The sequence below is a fragment of the Paraprevotella xylaniphila YIT 11841 genome (genome assembly GCF_900683745.1).
In the GTDB taxonomy this organism is placed as follows: Bacteria; Bacteroidota; Bacteroidia; order Bacteroidales; family Bacteroidaceae; genus Paraprevotella; species Paraprevotella xylaniphila.
Genome location: NZ_LR215980.1, coordinates 389,683 through 407,501, shown reverse-complemented (window position 1 = coordinate 407,501; position 17,819 = coordinate 389,683). Strand labels below are relative to the sequence as shown.

Genomic DNA, 17,819 nt, shown 5'->3' with positions numbered 1-17,819 from the left:
AAATTCTTTGTAATAAAATAGGTTGTTTGTTCATACAGGCAACCTATTTTTGTTTGGAGAAGCATAAACTTTAATTATACAAAACCGTTGGTACAATAAAGTATATAGTTGCGTTATTATTTCTATTTATACAAATGGTTAATCCCATTCGATTTCATCTCCTTTCTCTCGAAGAATTTTATATATTTCTTCTTCGTTTTCTATTAAAGAGATGATAATGTCGGCAAAGCGTTTTGCTTTTTGCTCGTTTTCTGCGGTGTCCTCAAAATAAGCTGCGTAAGAACCAGCTTCAGGGTCGCTTTCCATACTTTCCAAAATGTCTGGTGCATTTTCTTCCAGATAGTAGTTGAAGAAGGCATCCCAGTTGTAACCGTTCATGTACGCCTCTTCGTTTATCTCATTCATTTGCTCTCCTATTGCCAATGTTTTTTCAACCTCATTTTGGAAGAGCAGAACGATGTTACCAGAACCATTTGTGTAAATTTGAACATACTCATTATTAAAGATGTCTCTTTCTTCTGTTGTTGCCATAATCTTTTAATTTTTAATTGTTTTACTATTGCGAATAATGTTCAGTGAATAATCGACCTTTTGGGAGATTGATTCGCTTGTTATCTGCATTTACTAATAAAAATCACAATAAAGCCTCCAATCTCCAGTTTGACTGTTTTTTGCCAAATAGAAATTTCCGCTATCTATGATATTAAGGTTCGCTTTTTCATCTGAAGCTATCTGAATCATAAATTCATATCCATCACCGAAATCTATACCTGACTGTATATAATTAGGATAACCGCCTATTTTATGCCCGGCAAAACAATCCGTATAGTCATAATAGTCGGTGATTTCCCCGGAATCTTCCATTTCCACCAACTCATCTTCTATATCCATTGGAATGTCGCCACTATCCCATACAGGATAATCTTCAGTAATTAGTTGGCTTTTCAGCGGATAGGGCTTTATGCGTAACGATGATTGCATGTATATATCCTTAACAACCAACACATCTTCTTCTTTGTATTCACGAATAACCCAATCATCTCCGTTATATGCCAGTCTGCCGGGCATATTTTCAGACACAAAAACAGTCAATACTTTCGACCCTTTAAGTGCATCAGGAATATAGGGCAACCCTTCAAGACATATTTGTAACAATGGCAACATTGCTTTACCATTGCTATCTATCGGTATATCTTCACTTTCTCTATATAGATACACTTGACCAATCCAACTTTCAGTATTGGAATTTGTAGGTCTAAATCCCCCGGTTATAAAACCAGTTGCCATTTTAACCAATTGTTTTTTTATTTCTTCTATTTTTTTCATTTTTTTCTATGCAGATAATGTTTAGAGGATAGCCGACCGTTTAGGGCGGTTCATCCTCATGTTCGAGACAATTTTTATTTCCTTTATTACATACTATATAGAACTTCAATTTTTGACTGCTGTTTCCGGCAGAAAGAGGTGTGAAGTTCATGCCCGCACCCCGTTCGTTTCATTACTGCTCTTATCCGTATTTCATTCATTTTTCAGTTCTCCTTTCTTTCTTTTCATGGGATTTCACTGTTCTTGTTCACGGCAGGACATAGCTATCCCATGTTGCTGTCATGCCGCTTTTTTCCGGTGTATGTCGCAATGCTCCAGTATTACCGTGTATGTCATGCCGCCACCCGTTACCGTAGTGTGGCTGTAAACTCTCGTCCGTCCGCAACGCTCGCAGAAATACGGGTTTTCATATCCGCTTTCTGCCTGTTGCAACTCGGCTTCCTCTATCTCGCTTTCATCCTGCCCGAAGTATTCTTCCGGCAGGCTGCCTTTATTGGAATAGAAGCCGTAGTACCTCACGATGCGGAAATAGCGCAGTGGAACGTGTTGCAGCAGCCGGGGGAAGAACTCCCGGTAATGCAGCGTCAGTTCCTTTTCAACCGGGTTCCTCCTGTCGGGTGAGTTTTTGTAATCACGGTAACGGAATGAAATGTTTTCGCCGTCCATTGCCGTAATCTTGTATTCACTCAGGCACGCCCGTTTGGAATATCTGCCCACATATTGTATCACCTGTTCCGGCATCTGTATGGGTGGTTCCAAATGCACTATCCAGTCCTTTTTGTTTGCCACTTTTTTGATGAAGCCCATAAACTCCATGCGGTCACGGAAGTCATGCTCCAGCCTGCCCGCATCGAACAACTCTATCAGGGCGTGTTCAAACTTGTAGCGGAATACCTTACAGATAGAGGGGATATGCACGTAGTCATGTTCGGGGATGACTATCTTACCGTCGTTATCTATGCCGCCCCATGACATAATCATGTGCGTATGTACATGGAGCTGTTTCGTTTCCCCGTAGGTATGTAGTACGGCAATTACCCCGGTTTTCAAGCCGAACTTGTGCATCATCCAGTCTTTCAGCGTTTCAGCCGAAGTACGCATCAGTATATTCAGCATTTCTTTCCTGTTGCGCTTCACCAAGTCCAGCAGGATATGCGGCAAGGTCATCACCACATGGCGGTGTGGCACCCGCAGCATCTTTTCTTTCATGCGTGCCGCCCATTTCAGCGTGTCACGCCAGCCGCATGACGGGCAAAAACGGTGTTTGCAACTATGGCTGATTTCCCGTACTTCCCCACAATCGGGACAAACGTATGTATCTATCCCCAAAGTGGTTGTGCGACATACACGGATAGCGTTCACCGCCTTGTACTGTTCGGGGGTGATGTACTCCGCCGGGTGCTGTGCGTATTCGTCCCACCACCGATTGAAGAAATCGGACAAGCGGTACTTCTTTTCTTTGCAACCGTCTGTATATATGTCGTTTAGCACTTCTTTCATAGCTCGCACACAAATCCTTTTTTACTCCATTTTAATATCTAATCATTTGATTATTAGTTGTTTATTGTCTTGAATGTTATGCTATCAGCCGATTTGGCTGTTATTTTCTTTAAGTATCAGACCTCGTCTTCCTCCATCAACAGATCGTCCAACGGGCTTTTGATATTGCTTTTGAAAGTACCGGCTATGTGGACATACCTTTCCGTTGTCTTGATGTTGTTATGTCCCATAAGCTCTTTCACTATCTTGATGTCGGTTCCTTGCTCCAGCAAGTGGGTGGCGAACGAATGGCGCAGCAGGTGCGGATAAATCCGCTTCATGATTCCCGCTTCCCGGGCTGCCGCCTTCAGCCGTTTCGACACGATGCTCTCGGTGAAAGGTTCTCACGGTCTGTGTTCAAAGAACCACACTTTCGGTTTGTACAACCTGTTATATTCCGTCAGTTTTTTCATCAACGGTTTTGACAGCAGGGTGTAGCGGTCTTTTTTCCCTTTACCCTGCCGCACCCGTATCAGGGAGCGGGATTCGTTGATGTCGCCGGGTTTCAGTTCCAGCAGTTCGCTGATGCGCAACCCTGCGGAATAGAGTATGGAGAACATACAGAAGAAACGCAGGTCTGTCACCGTCACATCGAGTATCTTCTTTATTTCCTCCTTGCTCAACACGTCGGGTAGCGTCTTCTCCCGTTTGGCACGGTTCACCTTGTAACACCGACGTTCCTGACCGAGAACTTTCTCGTAATAGAACTTGATGGCGTTGATACGATAGTTTTGCTGACAGGAGGATATGTTTTTCTCGTGGATGAGATACAGCAGGTAGTCGTTTATCTCGCCGGGGGTAACCGTTTCAATCTTACGCCCCTCGAAATGCTGTTGGAAATCGCGGAAATAGGAGGTATATACCCTTACGGTATGGTCACTGTAACGCACTTGCTGAAGTTTTTCCAGATAGCCTTCCGGCAGTGGCGGCCGTTTGTCTTCCTCTTTCCGAAGTGCGGTTTCCTTGATGGCGGAATAGTCTATAAACGCCATTTTTACATAGCGGTCGAAGAACTCGGCAAGCACGAAATCCTCTGCCGACAGATAGGCGGTATCGCCTGTTACGATTGCACTGGGTTCGCACGACAAACTTTGCCGCAAAGCCTCATCGCCACCATAGGCGGCCGCTATGCAGTTGCGCCCATTCCGCTTGGCGAAAGAGAGCGTGATGCGCTGCTTGGGTCGATATGCGTCCATAATACTTTTGATTTGGAAGAACAATACCCTCCAACAGCAAAAGTACAGAATTTCCGCCATACCGTCTGCATTTTTAGTCTGATTTTTTACCTCGCAACCAGCATTTTACAAAAAACACAAATTCCATCTCTGCCATCTCTTTTGTCGGTGTTCTCCTCTTACCTTTATTCCCCTCATATCGAGATGGTTCGGCTTCGTCATTTCCAACATTCCTGCGGCAATATTAGATAGCAAAACATAGCCTCTGTCTCCTACATTTTTGTACCTTTGTACTTTATTTTAGACCGAGACTACATTTATGGAAATGACAATTGAGGATTTGAAGCAACTGCGCGAAAGCGAAGACCATATAGAATTTAAGGAGGCAAAGCATAACTATCCGTTCACCGGAGGAAAACACACCGACCCTAAAGACAGGCGGCGGTGTGTCTTGGGGTATATTGTCTCTTTGGCGAATGAAAGAGGCGGACGGTTGGTGTTGGGTATGGCAGACCATATACCCCATGCAGTGGTCGGCTCTGATTTTGCGCAAAATGAAGTCGGGCAACTCGTGGATGAAATCTACAAACGGTTGGGCATAAGGGTGGAAACAACAGAATTGTACGAAGAGGATAAGCGTGTGCTTGTCATTACCGTTCCGTCACGCCCTGTAGGTCGGTTGTTGCGTTTTGAGGGTGTGCCCCTTATGCGTACCGGAGAGAGCCTGCGTGAAATGTCCGATACCGAGATATTCAATGTGCTGTCCGAACAGGAATCGGATTTCTCGGCGAAGATATGCGAAGGACTTGCCATTGAGGATTTGGATAAGGAAGCCATAGTGGAAATGAAAACCCAATATGCCCGGAAACAGGAAAATCCGCTGTTCCGCAACTGTCCCGATGAACAGGTCTTGTCGGATTTGGACTTGCTCAAAGACGGCAAGCTGAATTATGCGGCTCTTATACTGCTCGGCAAATCCGAAGCCATACGGAAATGTCTGCCGCAGAACAATATTGTGGTGGAGTTCAGAATGTAATACAATACACCGCACGCAAGGAATTCCAACTTCCGTTGTTCATAGTGATTGACAAGGTGTGGGATTATATCAACTAGCCGACGAGCAATCCGCTTCTGCATTACAATGACGGCCCTTACATCTTCGATATACCTTCGTTCAATAAGGAGGCGGTCAGGGAGTGGATAAAATGTTCTACAACTGCATCATGGAGGGAAAGGCTCTGCCGGACTATTCGGAAACAGACCCATATCAGGTAAACCTCACGTTCAAAGCTCCGATATTGGATGCAGCTTTTGTCATATTCATCCGAAACGAGCAGAACCGCAGCCCCCCCCGGCCGGACAGTTGAACGTCTTTGAATTGCTGACCTTGTACAAAGTCGCAATGAGGGATTACGAGGGACTTGAAAGGCATCTATATCAATCCTATATTCTATCTTACGCAAAGATACGAAATTACCGCTTGAATCCTTATTTTTTACTGGAAGAAATCAAAAAGTCTTTTTCCTCATTCATTCGGAGAGGATTGCGGGCTTACTATCTTCACGCTCCAACGGCACGATCCGGTAACGGTTGCCCTTTTCCGTGTGCCGCCGTTCCACGCCTGCGGCCACGAGGGCGCGGCTGAACTCCTGCATCCCGATGCCCGTGAGCGTGCCCGGCTGACGCTTGCGCAACAGGGCGATGAGTTCGGGAAGGGAAACGGACAGGGCCTCTTCACCCGGACGGGCGGCACGGAAATGACGGGCGAATGCTTCTTCCGCAGGGCAAGTGCGGTAGAAGGCCACGTTGGCACGTTGGATTTCCGCCTCTTCTTCCGCCGTGAACCAGTAACGCTCGCCGCCGAGGAGCATGGCCTTCAGTTGAGCGTAGATCTGGGCATGGTCGATGCCCGTGCTGTCAATGGGACGCTCCACCTCCACGCAGAGGAAGCGGCGGCTGCCAGAAGGGTCGGAAAGCAGTTCGTGGCTGTTGGACGTGGTGATGAAGGAGGCGATGCGCGGCAGGCGGAGCGTGTCGCGCCGGTAAGCCTTGCGCACTTGCAGGGAGGTGAGCTGCATCACGTTCTTCAAGGCCGGATGGCGGCGGACGGGGATGCGGTCGAACTCGTCCAGGTTGATGAGCCCCATTTCCACCAAGAGCTGTTCCATACGGGCGGTGTTCGCCACGTCAGCGCTGTCGGTGTAATAGGCGGACAGTTCGGGTGGCAGGAGGTTGCGGCAGAACGTGGATTTTCCCAGTCCTTGCCGACCGCTCACCAATACCGGGGCCACACTGTTGGCATGGCCGTCGCCCATCCCCATCCACTGCGCGGCCACGGCCAACATCCACCGGCGGAACCCGCGCACCCACGGCGCACTGTCCGACACGCGCCGGGCCAACGCGTCGAGGCGCTCCTTGCCGTCCCACGGCGGCAGGCGGTCGAAATAATCGCGGAAGGGATGGTGGTCGGGCAGACGGTCAGAGGCCACGAAACGCGACACGTCGCGGTCCCAGCACGGGATGCCTGCCTCGTGGGCGGAGAGGCAGAGGGAGTTGAGGTCGCGTGCCGTGAGGGGGAGGAAGGAGGCCGCATCCTGTCCCTTGGGGCGGAACTCCGCCTGCCCCGTCAGCAGGTTGTGGCGCAGGTCGTAACGCGCCTCCGCGAAAGCGGCCAACCGACGCTCAAGGGTGGCAGACGTGCGGTCTTTCGTGCTGTATGCTTCCGCCTTCCTTTTTAATAAATCGCTCCCACTCGGCAAAGCCAAGCGAGCTTGCCTCTGCGCCCGCTTACTCGCGATTTTCTCCACCCACCGGCGTACCGCCCTCTTTACGATCTGTTTCAGTTCCATGTGCTTCGGTTTTACGGCAAAGTTAGGGGGCCGCACGGCGGAGGTTGCACATTTGTGCGCGTTTCCGCTCGTTTGCGCACATTTCTGCACATTAGTGCACGTTTCTGCGCTCTCCGTGTCGTCCTTCCTCAAAGAAACCGGATAGCCGTCGGACTCGATACTCCCCATGCCTTTTCTCCTCCTCCATACTTTTTCGGAAAATACCTTTCATCTTTCAGGATACACTGTAACTACCTCAATACAAATCGGATACACCCTGAACTTTCAACCTGTAGTCTTTCAGCCCATGTCAGCTACGAGCTGAGCCGAATGCCGCTTTCCGTTTGGCGCACATCCGAAAATCGTTCGGCTTAGATCGAAAAATCGTTCGGCTTAGATTGATTTTTGGTTTGGCGCACAACGGTAGCAGTCCGTCACCTGAAGAACGGCTGAAAGATGGCACTTCCATCCTTCAGGATACTAATATGCTTAAAGCAAGATATTTACAGCGTATCCTGAAAGATGAAAGGCTTTTTTCTAAAATTTCCGGAGAAGAAAAAACAAAAAAACAGCCGGATTATTGTCCGGAAACACTTTATTCTGTATATTTGCTTACAAATAACAAATTACATAAACTTAAATCTCAGGGAACATGAGTAAATTAGTAATTAATTCTTTCGAAGATTTTGAAAAATATGTAGGGCAGCCTTTGGGCGAATCGGAATATTTGCAGGTGGATCAAGAACGTATCAACCTCTTTGCCGATGCCACTTTGGATCATCAATGGATTCACACGGATGTGGAGCGTGCCCAAAAGGAAAGCCCGTTCAAGAGCACCATCGTACACGGCTATCTGACCCTCTCCCTCCTACCCTACTTATGGAACCAAATCATTGAGGTGAACAATCTGAAGATGATGATTAATTACGGTATCGACAAGATGAAATTCGGCCAAGCCGTCCTCAGCGGACAAAGCGTGCGTTTGAGTACAAAACTCCAGTCTTTAGCCAATCTGCGCGGTGCCGTCAAGGCCGAAATCAGATTCACGATGGACATCAAAGAAACCGGAAAAAAAGCATTGGAGGGTACGGCTATCTTCATTTATTATTTCAACTGATACGACAAAGATAGCCAGACGCTTTTTAGCGGATACATTACCGGCACACATTCTAAAAACTGCGGCACTCGTCTTTTTAAATAGACTACCGCAGTTTTTTTTATTTCCTTTGTTGCAAAAACGCTTCCCTTGCGTCTTCTTTATAAAAACATAGCCCTCGCATGAACAAAGAAACCTTCAAACAGACCTATTTACCGTTGTCTGCCTCCATGTATCGCACCGCCTACCGGATATTGGGAAATCCGGAAGACGCAGAAGACATGGTGCAGGAAGCCTATATGAAATTATGGAAACAACGGGATACACTGGACGGAATCCTTGATGCCAGGGCGTACGCCGTAACAAGCGTCAAGAACCTGTGTCTCGACACCATACGGAAACGACACCTCTCATACGAAAACTACGAAAAAACAGAACGTACCATAGCTGCGGCATCCACTCCTTATTCAGAGACCATCCACTCGGAAGAAGCCGCACTGCTGCACCGATATATTGATAGTTTGGAAGAGCCCCAACACACAGTCATCGTCATGAGGGACATTGGCGGATACAGTTTTGAAGAAATTGCAGCCGCCGTACAGTTGAAAGAAGCCCACATCCGGATGATACTCTCCCGCGCCCGTCGAAAATTACGAGAACTATATATAAAAACAAAGCACCACCATGAACAGAAAAAATACAGTTGATTACCAGGAACTCTTGAAGCGGTATTACGAAGGAAAAACCACTTTGGAAGAAGAGAACCTGCTCCGGACCCACTTCCTTTCCCATACGGAAGAGAGCCATGCCGACGCTACCCTCTTCCGCATCTTGGCGGAAGAAAGCCAAGCCCTCCCGCCTGACGGAATGGAACAACGTCTGGAAGCTTGGATAGACCGGCAATCTGTCGTCCCCTCCCGTAAAAGGCGCTTTCTTTTTTGGGGACCAGTGGCCGTGGCAGCCGCCTTGCTTTGCTACGTGGGTATCACGCATGTCCTGCAACAGCATAACGAACTCACTCCCCAAGAAACCCTCATTGCCAAAAAAGCACTGGGAAGTACGCTCAAATGTATAGAAACGGGCGAACAAAGCGTCCTGCGCACCCACGAAAGATTAAAATACATCAAAAGAGACATCCATAAGAATATTCACGAACTTAAAGACATTGCCTTATGAAAAGACGACTTATAGTACTATTGGCCGGACTGGCATACATCATGCCGGCCGTAGCCCAACAAACGCTTTTCGACCGTTATGCCGAAAAGCAAGGAGTGACTTACGTCAACATAAACGGCGAAATCATCAAAACCTTATTGCCAGACATGTCGAACATATCCATTAAGGAAATCAACATACTGGACATAGACAACCGAGAACTCCTCCAGTCCATCGACAGAGACTTGCAGCAATGCATCAAGGACGAAAAGTACAAACAACTCATCAAAACGGTAGACTCCGATGAAAAGGTCTGTATCTTAAAGAAAGAAAAATCCTCTGACAGCCCAAGCGCATTTCTAATCACCGTCCAAAGCAAAGATGACACGCAGTTGATTTGGATTATAGGAAACATGCGGAAAGAAGAACTGGAAAAACTATTAAAAAACCTCTAAAAAACAAATATCATGAAACATTTCATCCTTATCCTTGCATGCCTTTGCGCCATGTCGTGCAGCAGGCAGACCACCGGAATAGACGCATTCGTCAACCAATACGACCAAGCATCCGTACGTATGCCGGGCATACTCATGCCTTTGGTGAAAAAGAAACTCCACAAGGCGGGCATCAACGTGAGAAGCATAAAAGTACTCACGCCCGAGAAACTGCAAAACGACTCTGCTCTTCTCAAACGTTACCTCGCTGATTTGGAAATGTTGGACTTTAAGGACTATTCCAAAATGGTAGAAGTAAAGGAGGACGATGAACACATCCGGGTATTTTTCAAAAAAGACAAGGAAGTCATTCACCAAATCGTAGTCGTCATTCGTTCAACAGAAGACTCGGAAGAAGACGGCATACTCGTACTCCTCAAAGGTGAATTCAATATAAAAGACATACACAAAATCATCAAAAACGGCACCTTTAAATAAGGGATACCCTTTCTCTCATAACCCACTGACCAAAAGACGGCAAAGGATTATGCCCGATTTGCCACTATCCTTTGCCGCCTTTTTTCTTTTACCTCCAGGCAGGCTCTAACTTCCATGCAGGATCTCCGTCAGGATGGGGCGCGCCCCACTTACGAAACATTCCACTGCAATCACCATCAGGATCAACCCCATCAGACGCATCATCACATTATTTCCTGTCTCACCGATGAACTTCACTAAAACCCCTGCCCAACGTAAAAGAACGAACGTAATCAGATAAACCAAAATAATGGCTACTATCACCGCCGTCTTCATCTCAAAGGAATAGGCTTCCTGCATCAGCACGATAGCATTGGCTATTGCCCCCGGCCCGCATAACAAAGGAATTCCCAAAGGAGCCACGGATACATCGTTGGCATACTCCTTGATTTCTTCCTTCCGCAAGTTCATCGGAGTGTACTTGGCTTGCAACATGTCGAAACCGATACGAAAAATAATAATTCCACCCACAATGCGGAAACCGTTGGTGGAAATACCAAAAAACTTGAATAAGAACTGACCTGCCAATACAAACAGCAACAATGCACAACAAGCCACCAAAGTGGCGCGTATGGCCACTGCACGCCGTTCTTTCTCATCCAAAGACTGTGTCATCGTCAAAAACACCGGCATCGTACTCAAAGGACTGGTGATGGTAAACAACGAAGTGAAACACAACAACGCAAAAGGAATTACCGTATCCATCATACTCATATTATTTAACGGTTAAAACAGAATCCATCCCGCCAACCCGCAAAAGCAAATCAACTTGATAGGATTCATCTTATACACCAGACTGCCGATAAAAGCAAAGGCAAAAAGGAAAATACTGATATAGAACTGCCACGGATTGTCCGGTGTACTGAAATTCTCAGGTGTGAGCAACAGCAAGGCTGCCGCCGCCAACAGCCCGACCACAGCCGGACGCAAACCCTGGAACACATGTTCCACCACAGGATGGTTCTTGAACTTCATCAGGAACTTACTGATAAGCAACATCAGGATAAACGACGGAAGCACCACGGCAAAAGTTGCCGTTACACTACCCAATACCGCCCAACCATGCCCGTAACCGGCATTGACCACACTGGTATAGCCCACATACGTAGCCGAATTGATGCCTATCGGCCCCGGTGTCATCTGGCTGATAGCCACGATATCCGTAAACTGCCCGCTCGTCAACCAATGATAACGGTTGACCACTTCCCCTTGAATCAAGGAAATCATGGCATAGCCTCCCCCAAAACCGAACAAGCCGATTTTGAAGAAGCTATAGAAAAGCTTTATATATAACCACCACATATCTTTATCATTTACTTTCCGACGGTTTGACATAACGGCCGTACAGGTAACCTCCCAAACCGGCCATTATAATAATGTATATAGGAGAAACACCCAACAGCCAAATCAACAAGGCACTCACCACCGGTATCCACACATTGGTCATCCCGATTTTGGCACTCTTCCCCATTTTAAACGTAGGGGCGGCTATCAGTGCCACCACTGCCGGACGGATACCCTTGAAAATGCTCTGCACGGTCTCATTATCCCGAAACTGTTGGAAAAACAAGGCTATGCCGAGAATAATCAAGAAAGAGGGCAAGATGGTACCCAAAGCACAAACCACGCTACCGGGTACGCCTTTCAGCTTATAGCCGATAAAAATGCTCATGTTAACCGCAAAAATCCCGGGGCAACTTTGGGCTATGGCCATCAAGTCCAGAAAGTCTTCACGGCTCACCCATCTGTTTTTGTCCACCACATCCGCTTCAATCAACGGTATCATGGCATATCCCCCGCCTATGGTAAACAAACCTATGCGGAAAAACGTACGGAAACTGTTCCAATAAATATTCATATTCCAACTCTTACACGGGATGCACAGACAGCACACGGGGCTGCGCCATGACATAGGCACAGCCCCTTTGCATGCCGTCCGGACATGATTATTTCTTATGAGCCTCCACCCACTTACGGGCATTGACAAAAGCTTCCATCCAAGGCGTGACCTCATCCGCACGGCGGTCTGCCGGATACCAGGCGTTCTGCCACGGGAAGATGGCACGCTCCAAGTGGGGCATCATGGCCAAATGGCGCCCGTCGGCACTGCATATACCGGCCACACTGTAATCCGACCCGTTCGGATTACCGGGATACTCATCATAGCTGTATTTGGCAATCACATTATACTTATCTTCAGGATAAGGCAACGAGAACTTGCCTTCGCCATGAGCTACCCAGATGCCCAACTTGTTCCCGCTCAGCGAACCGAACATCACGCTCCGGTTCATCGGGATGGTCAACCCTACGAACTCCGATTCAAACTTATGAGAGTCATTGTGCAACATGTGCGCCTTCTTCGTAAATTCCGGATTAATCAAATCCAGTTCCACCATCAACTGGCAACCGTTGCAAATACCCAAAGACAGCGTGTCTTCACGGGCATAGAAATTGTCGAGTGCCGCCTTGGCCTTCGGATTATACAAGAAAGCACCGGCCCAACCTTTGGCAGAACCCAACACATCCGAATTGGAGAACCCGCCACAGAAGACAATCATATTGATATCTTCCAACGTCTCCCGTCCGCTTATCAGGTCGGTCATCATGACATCCTTCACGTCGAATCCCGCCAAATAGAGCGAATAAGCCATTTCGCGCTCACCGTTCGTTCCCTTTTCACGGATAATGGCGGCCTTGATGCCCGACGGGGTACGACGGTCAGGGTTCAACCCGTACTGCGCCAACTTGCCCGTGAAATCCTTATTAAACACCATTTCGAGCGGCTGCATCTTATAATTCTCAAAACGAGCCTTGGCGCGTCCGTTCATACTCTGCTTCCGGTCGAGCAAGTAGGAAGTGCTATACCATACGTCACGCAGATAATCTATGCCGAACTGGTACTCCGCACCGTCCTTTGTCACTTGAACAAGGCGTTCGTCCGTAGGATGTCCCAACTTGAGATAACCCACACCGGCATCGTCCATGATTTTCTTGAATTCCGCCTTATGTTTGTCGGCAATTTGCACCACCACACCCGGATTCTCAGCCAAGAGAATCTTCACGATGTCATGATGTCCGAATTTGTCCAAAGAGATTTCCATACCGCCTTCCATATTCGCGAAACACATTTCAAGCAAAGTGGTAATCAAACCTCCGGCCGAAATGTCATGACCGGCCAAAACCAAGCCTTTGTTTACCAACGTCTGCACGGCATTGAAAGCATCACGGAAATATTCAGGATTCTTGCAGGTCGGCACGTCCGAACCCACCTTATTTAAAGATTGGGCAAAAGCCGAACCACCCAAACGCAAATCGTCGAAGCTGAAATCGATATGATAGAAAGTGGTCTTTTCCTTATTGACCATCACCGGCGAAACTACCTTTTTCACGTCGCTTACCTCACCACCGGCACTCACGATGACCGTACCCGGCGAGATGATTTTCTCGCCGCCGGGATACTGCTGGCTCATGGACAAGGAATCTTTTCCGGTAGGCACGTTGATTTCCAAAGCACAACAGAAATCGGACAAAGCCTGTACACCTTGGTACAAACGGGCATCTTCGCCTTCCTGAGAGCGGCACGGCCACATCCAGTTGGCAGAGAGAGACACGCTGTCCAACCCTTCGGCCAGCGGTGCCCATACGATATTAGTCAACGATTCGGCCACCGAAAGCACGGAACCTGCGGCCGGATCGGCCAAACCGGCTTGGGGCGCATGCCCGATAGCGGTAGCGATACCGGCCTTTCCACGGTAATCCAAAGCCACGACACCGCAGTCGCTCAACGGCAACTGGATTTCACCTTGGCATTGCTGTCGCGCCACTTTGCCCGTCACGGAACGGTCTACTTTATTGGTCAGCCAATCCTTACAAGCCACGGCCTCCAAACGCAACACACGAGCCACGTATTCATTCAACTTAGCTTCATCATACGTCACGTCCTCATACTTACGCTCCACCGTATTGTCGCGCATGTACGTCTTAGGACTGTGACCGAACATCTGCGACACATCCAAATCAAACGGACGCACGCCATCGGCCTGCTGGAAAGCAAAGTGCGCGTCGCCGGTCGTTTCACCGACCACGTACATCGGTGCACGCTCGCGTTCGGCTATCTTACGCACGTGTTCGATATGTTCTTCCTGAATCAACAATCCCATGCGTTCCTGCGATTCGTTGGCTATGATTTCCTTAGAAGACAAAGTCTTGTCACCAATCGGCAATTTGGACATATCTATCAATCCACCGCACTCCTCCACCAACTCGGAAAGACAGTTCACATGTCCGGCCGAACCGTGGTCGTGTATGGAAACCACCGGATTCACGTCCTCTTCGCACAATGCACGCACCAAATTGTTGGCACGCTTCTGCATCTCGGGATTCGCACGCTGCACGGCATTCAGTTCGATGCCGGAAGAATAGCGTCCCGTATCCACCGACGAAACAGAACCGCCGCCCAAACCGATACGGTAGTTGTCACCGCCGACCACTACGACCTTGTTGCCTTTCTGCGGCGTTCCTTTCAAACAGTCGCGCTTTGTGCCGTATCCCACGCCTCCGGCCAACATAATCACCTTGTCATAACCGTAACGTTCGCCGTTCTCCTGATGTTCAAATGTCAGTACGGAACCGGTAATCAGCGGTTGCCCGAACTTGTTACCGAAGTCGGAAGCCCCGTTCGATGCCTTGATCAAAATCTGTTCCGGAGTCTGGTATAACCAACGGCGTACCGGCAGGATGTCCTCCCAATCACGACCCTCATCTGTACGCGGATAAGAGGTCATGTAGACCGCCGTCCCGGCTATCGGCCATGAACCGACACCTCCGCCCATACGGTCACGTATCTCACCGCCCGTTCCCGTGGAAGCTCCATTGAAAGGTTCCACCGTGGTCGGGAAGTTGTGTGTCTCCGCCTTGATGGAAATCACAGACTCGATATCCTTGATTACAAAATAGTCGGACGTGGAATGGTCTTTCGGCGCAAACTGTTCCACCACCGGCCCTTGTGCAAAAGCCACATTGTCCTTGTATGCCGAAATGATTTTATGCGGATTTTCCTGTGTAGTTTTCTTAATCATCTGGAACAAAGAAGACTCCATTTCCTTCCCGTCGATGATGAACGTACCGCCGAAAATCTTATGACGGCAATGCTCGGAATTGATTTGTGCGAAACCGAACACCTCCGAATCCGTCAGCTTACGCCCCAACTGGCCTTCCACCTGATGCAGGTATTCGATTTCCTCTGGCGAAAGAGCCAATCCTTCCTGTTCGTTATATTCTTCCAGATTCTCTATATACACGATGGGAGCCGGTTGGATATCAACCGTAAAAATATCCTGGTCCAAACCCTTATACATACGTTGCAGCATCGGATCGTGCCCGGCATGTTCATCTTCCACTGGGAAATACTCTTCTATACGAGAAATACCGCTGAGGCTCATGTTTTGAGTAATCTCAACGGCATTCGTACTCCACGGAGTAATCATCTCACGACGCGGACCTACGAAACAACCTTTCAGTCCGTCTTCGGTTTCCACGGTGGCACCACCGTAAAGCCAACATAATTTTTCGATTTCCTCCGCATTGAGACGATGGTCCGCCTCTGTAGCGATGACGCTCCCGCCGGGAGTTCTAAAAAATGAAATAGACATAACTACTATTTGTAACAGATTAGAATAAATACTTGTGCTGCAAAGTTAAGCAAAAAAGCCCGATTGCACGTCCTGACATCTTAGAAAAGTAATCTTGATAATATAAAATAAAGAATCTCTGCCTATAAAAATAAAACTTCTTCCAAAATATTTCATGAAATATACTTATATTATATTTATTTTAAATATCTTTGTGGTCGATTAAGCTAAACAAATGGTCAAAAAGACGTATTGGCATTATTTAGATTCAGAAATAACTTCAAAACATTATTAATTATGAACAAACGAAGACTCATCAAGGCATCGTTATGGACAACCGCCTTATCTCCGTTCTTCTTCGCATCTTGCGTGGATGACAGTTATGACCTCACCAAGGACATTGACATGACTATCACCGTGGGCGGAGACCTCAGCATTCCGGGTAGCGGAACGGAAGAATTCACGTTGGAAGAAATTATGGATTTGGAAGACAACAGTGTCGTAAAAGCTGACGCACAAGGGAATTATGCCCTGAACAAAGCCGATACCACAGAAACCGACGTGGAAATAGACCCCGTACATATCAACGCCCCGGCAAGTAACCCGACGACGACAACACTGTACTTCAACACACCGGCAGCCACAAGCGAAGAAGTGGAGGCCCAAGTAAACGATGTGACCACGGACTTCCTTTTCTCGAAAGACGACGTAACAACGGACATCGTGTCGCTCACTTCCACCGATGTGGATTTCACGGCCTATCTGACCCTTAGTTTCAGCCAGACAAGCCAAAACGTGGAGGTCATCACCCTGAAAAAGGGATTCTCCATAGAAATGGAATTGGAAGGCCAGACACAACCCAACGGTTTCGTTTTTGAATTGGACAATACGGGAAATTATGGTATCAAAGAAGGAGAAGACCAGACCATAGAATTCCTGCAGGATCAAGAAATCCGCAAAGGTATGACACTGAAAATTCCTGTATATTTCAAGCGCATCCAAAATTTCCCCGACGGCCAAGGAATATACGAACCGGGACATTTCAAACTGCAAACGCATGTCATAGCTAACGGTACGGCCACAACCCCCGGAGTTCCGGCCGGAAACATCCAAGTAGACCTGATTACCGACACGGAAGTGCCCGACATCACGTTGCAGAGTGTAACGGGTATCGTTGACCCGAAAATTGACATCAACGTAGACCCGATCACCGTAGAAGGTGTACCTGATTTCTTGAAGGATGACGTAAACTTAGACCTGACGAACCCGTACATCAAACTGAGGCTTGAGAACGGAAGCCCGGCTGACGTAAATTTGAAGGCACGCATGACATGGACCAAAGACGGTGTCTTCAACGAAGGTTTCCAAATCGGTACGGACTTGGGCAGTACACCTACGGACCAAACCATCACACTTGCAGGAAGTGCAACTTCGGAATATTATCTCTCACGTATCAATATGGAGAATTTGCCCGCAGGCGCCAAGAATATTGTATTAGGTGACAACCTGTATGAACTGATACGCACCATTCCTGATGAAATCAAACTTACGGACGTAGAAGCCAAGGCACTGCAACATGACACGGAAGTGGAACTCGGCAACGATGGTGCCTATTACGAAGTAAACACCATTTACGAACTGAATGCCCCGCTGCAATTCGGAAACGAACTGAACATAGTTTATAAAGATACCATTAACGATTGGGGCGGTGACCTGGAAGACATCACCATCAAAAAAGCCATCGTAGAAATGGATGCCTTGAACGGTATTCCACTCAATTTCAAGCTTAATGCACAAGCCATAGACCGGAACGGCAACGTATATCCCAACGTAACGGTTAATCCGGTCAAAAACACGATTGCCCCGGGTCTGAAACTGACAGGCGAAAATGGTGAAACAGCTACCGAGAGTCCCATACAATTGGAGATCGTATGCGAAAGCGGAGACATGAAAGACCTTGACGGACTGATTGTCAATTTCACGGCCGACATGGAAGGTGTCAACCAAAATGCCACGCTGAACAAAGGCATGACCCTGAAGCTTTCCAATATCCGCATCCGCATCAAAGACGGAGTAACGGTAGACTTGAACTAATATCT

Annotated in this window: 17 protein-coding genes and 1 pseudogene; 9 read left to right on the top strand and 9 right to left on the bottom strand. The window is 47.8% G+C overall.

Annotation, left to right across the window (positions count from 1 at the left end):
• Positions 1 to 138 precede the first annotated feature (138 nt).
• The 4 genes and pseudogenes from E0E47_RS01600 to E0E47_RS01585 form a co-directional block, all read right to left on the bottom strand.
• A complete protein-coding gene (locus E0E47_RS01600) occupies positions 139 to 531 on the bottom strand; it encodes an Imm51 family immunity protein (RefSeq protein WP_008620118.1) in 393 nt (130 codons plus the stop codon).
• A gap of 93 nt (positions 532 to 624) precedes the next feature.
• Positions 625 to 1,326 (bottom strand): DUF1963 domain-containing protein, encoded by a 702-nt coding sequence (locus E0E47_RS01595; RefSeq protein WP_130892689.1) that lies wholly within the window; start codon positions 1,324 to 1,326, stop codon positions 625 to 627.
• A 279-nt stretch (positions 1,327 to 1,605) separates the two neighbouring features.
• Positions 1,606 to 2,826: an IS91 family transposase gene (locus E0E47_RS01590; protein ID WP_008620106.1), complete on the bottom strand. Its 1,221-nt coding sequence runs from the start codon at positions 2,824 to 2,826 to the stop codon at positions 1,606 to 1,608.
• Positions 2,827 to 2,942: 116 nt separating this feature from the next.
• Positions 2,943 to 4,061 (bottom strand): annotated as a pseudogene (locus E0E47_RS01585) (tyrosine-type recombinase/integrase).
• 298 nt (positions 4,062 to 4,359) lie between these two features.
• On the opposite strand from E0E47_RS01585, the gene E0E47_RS17490 reads away from it, so the two are divergent.
• Together E0E47_RS17490 and E0E47_RS17485 are read left to right on the top strand one after the other, a co-directional pair.
• Positions 4,360 to 5,076, top strand: a complete 717-nt coding sequence (locus E0E47_RS17490) for an AlbA family DNA-binding domain-containing protein (RefSeq protein WP_232038291.1) — start codon at positions 4,360 to 4,362, stop codon at positions 5,074 to 5,076.
• A gap of 160 nt (positions 5,077 to 5,236) precedes the next feature.
• The gene (locus E0E47_RS17485; RefSeq protein ID WP_232038290.1) at positions 5,237 to 5,407 is read left to right on the top strand and encodes a hypothetical protein; all 171 of its coding nucleotides are present in this window, start codon (positions 5,237 to 5,239) and stop codon (positions 5,405 to 5,407) included.
• Between the two features lie 162 nt (positions 5,408 to 5,569).
• On the opposite strand, the gene E0E47_RS01575 is transcribed toward E0E47_RS17485, so the two are convergent.
• Positions 5,570 to 6,889 (bottom strand): VapE domain-containing protein, encoded by a 1,320-nt coding sequence (locus E0E47_RS01575; protein ID WP_130892688.1) that lies wholly within the window; start codon positions 6,887 to 6,889, stop codon positions 5,570 to 5,572.
• A 377-nt stretch (positions 6,890 to 7,266) separates the two neighbouring features.
• On the opposite strand from E0E47_RS01575, the gene E0E47_RS01570 reads away from it, so the two are divergent.
• From E0E47_RS01570 to E0E47_RS01545, 6 genes are all read left to right on the top strand, one after another.
• Positions 7,267 to 7,524, top strand: coding sequence for a hypothetical protein (locus E0E47_RS01570; protein WP_040602684.1), 258 nt, complete (start codon positions 7,267 to 7,269; stop codon positions 7,522 to 7,524).
• Positions 7,521 to 7,985, top strand: a complete 465-nt coding sequence (locus E0E47_RS01565) for a MaoC family dehydratase (protein WP_008626352.1) — start codon at positions 7,521 to 7,523, stop codon at positions 7,983 to 7,985. Before E0E47_RS01570 ends, E0E47_RS01565 begins: the two co-directional genes overlap by 4 nt.
• A gap of 161 nt (positions 7,986 to 8,146) precedes the next feature.
• The gene (locus E0E47_RS01560) at positions 8,147 to 8,671 is read left to right on the top strand and encodes an RNA polymerase sigma factor (RefSeq protein WP_008626351.1); all 525 of its coding nucleotides are present in this window, start codon (positions 8,147 to 8,149) and stop codon (positions 8,669 to 8,671) included.
• Positions 8,649 to 9,140 (top strand): hypothetical protein, encoded by a 492-nt coding sequence (locus E0E47_RS01555; RefSeq protein ID WP_008626349.1) that lies wholly within the window; start codon positions 8,649 to 8,651, stop codon positions 9,138 to 9,140. Before E0E47_RS01560 ends, E0E47_RS01555 begins: the two co-directional genes overlap by 23 nt.
• Positions 9,137 to 9,574 carry a DUF4252 domain-containing protein gene (locus tag E0E47_RS01550; protein WP_008626347.1) on the top strand — a complete coding sequence of 146 codons (438 nt, stop codon included), beginning with the start codon at positions 9,137 to 9,139 and terminating at the stop codon, positions 9,572 to 9,574. The genes E0E47_RS01555 and E0E47_RS01550 overlap by 4 nt, the downstream gene beginning before the upstream one ends.
• A 12-nt stretch (positions 9,575 to 9,586) precedes the next feature.
• On the top strand, positions 9,587 to 10,051 hold the full coding sequence (locus E0E47_RS01545) for a DUF4252 domain-containing protein (protein ID WP_130892687.1): 465 nt from the start codon (positions 9,587 to 9,589) through the stop codon (positions 10,049 to 10,051).
• A 105-nt stretch (positions 10,052 to 10,156) separates the two neighbouring features.
• Here E0E47_RS01545 and E0E47_RS01540 read toward each other — a convergent pair whose 3' ends face one another.
• The 4 genes from E0E47_RS01540 to purL form a co-directional block, all read right to left on the bottom strand.
• A complete protein-coding gene (locus tag E0E47_RS01540) occupies positions 10,157 to 10,795 on the bottom strand; it encodes a MarC family protein (protein WP_130894302.1) in 639 nt (212 codons plus the stop codon).
• Between the two features lie 21 nt (positions 10,796 to 10,816).
• Positions 10,817 to 11,392 carry a chromate transporter gene (locus tag E0E47_RS01535; RefSeq protein WP_008626338.1) on the bottom strand — a complete coding sequence of 192 codons (576 nt, stop codon included), beginning with the start codon at positions 11,390 to 11,392 and terminating at the stop codon, positions 10,817 to 10,819.
• Between the two features lie 7 nt (positions 11,393 to 11,399).
• A complete protein-coding gene (locus E0E47_RS01530; protein ID WP_008626337.1) occupies positions 11,400 to 11,948 on the bottom strand; it encodes a chromate transporter in 549 nt (182 codons plus the stop codon).
• An 88-nt stretch (positions 11,949 to 12,036) separates the two neighbouring features.
• Positions 12,037 to 15,741 carry a phosphoribosylformylglycinamidine synthase gene (gene purL, locus E0E47_RS01525; RefSeq protein ID WP_008626336.1) on the bottom strand — a complete coding sequence of 1,235 codons (3,705 nt, stop codon included), beginning with the start codon at positions 15,739 to 15,741 and terminating at the stop codon, positions 12,037 to 12,039.
• Between the two features lie 276 nt (positions 15,742 to 16,017).
• Here purL and E0E47_RS01520 point away from each other — a divergent pair, with 276 nt between their 5' ends.
• On the top strand, positions 16,018 to 17,814 hold the full coding sequence (locus E0E47_RS01520) for a hypothetical protein (RefSeq protein WP_130892686.1): 1,797 nt from the start codon (positions 16,018 to 16,020) through the stop codon (positions 17,812 to 17,814).
• The last annotated feature ends 5 nt before the right edge of the window (positions 17,815 to 17,819 follow it).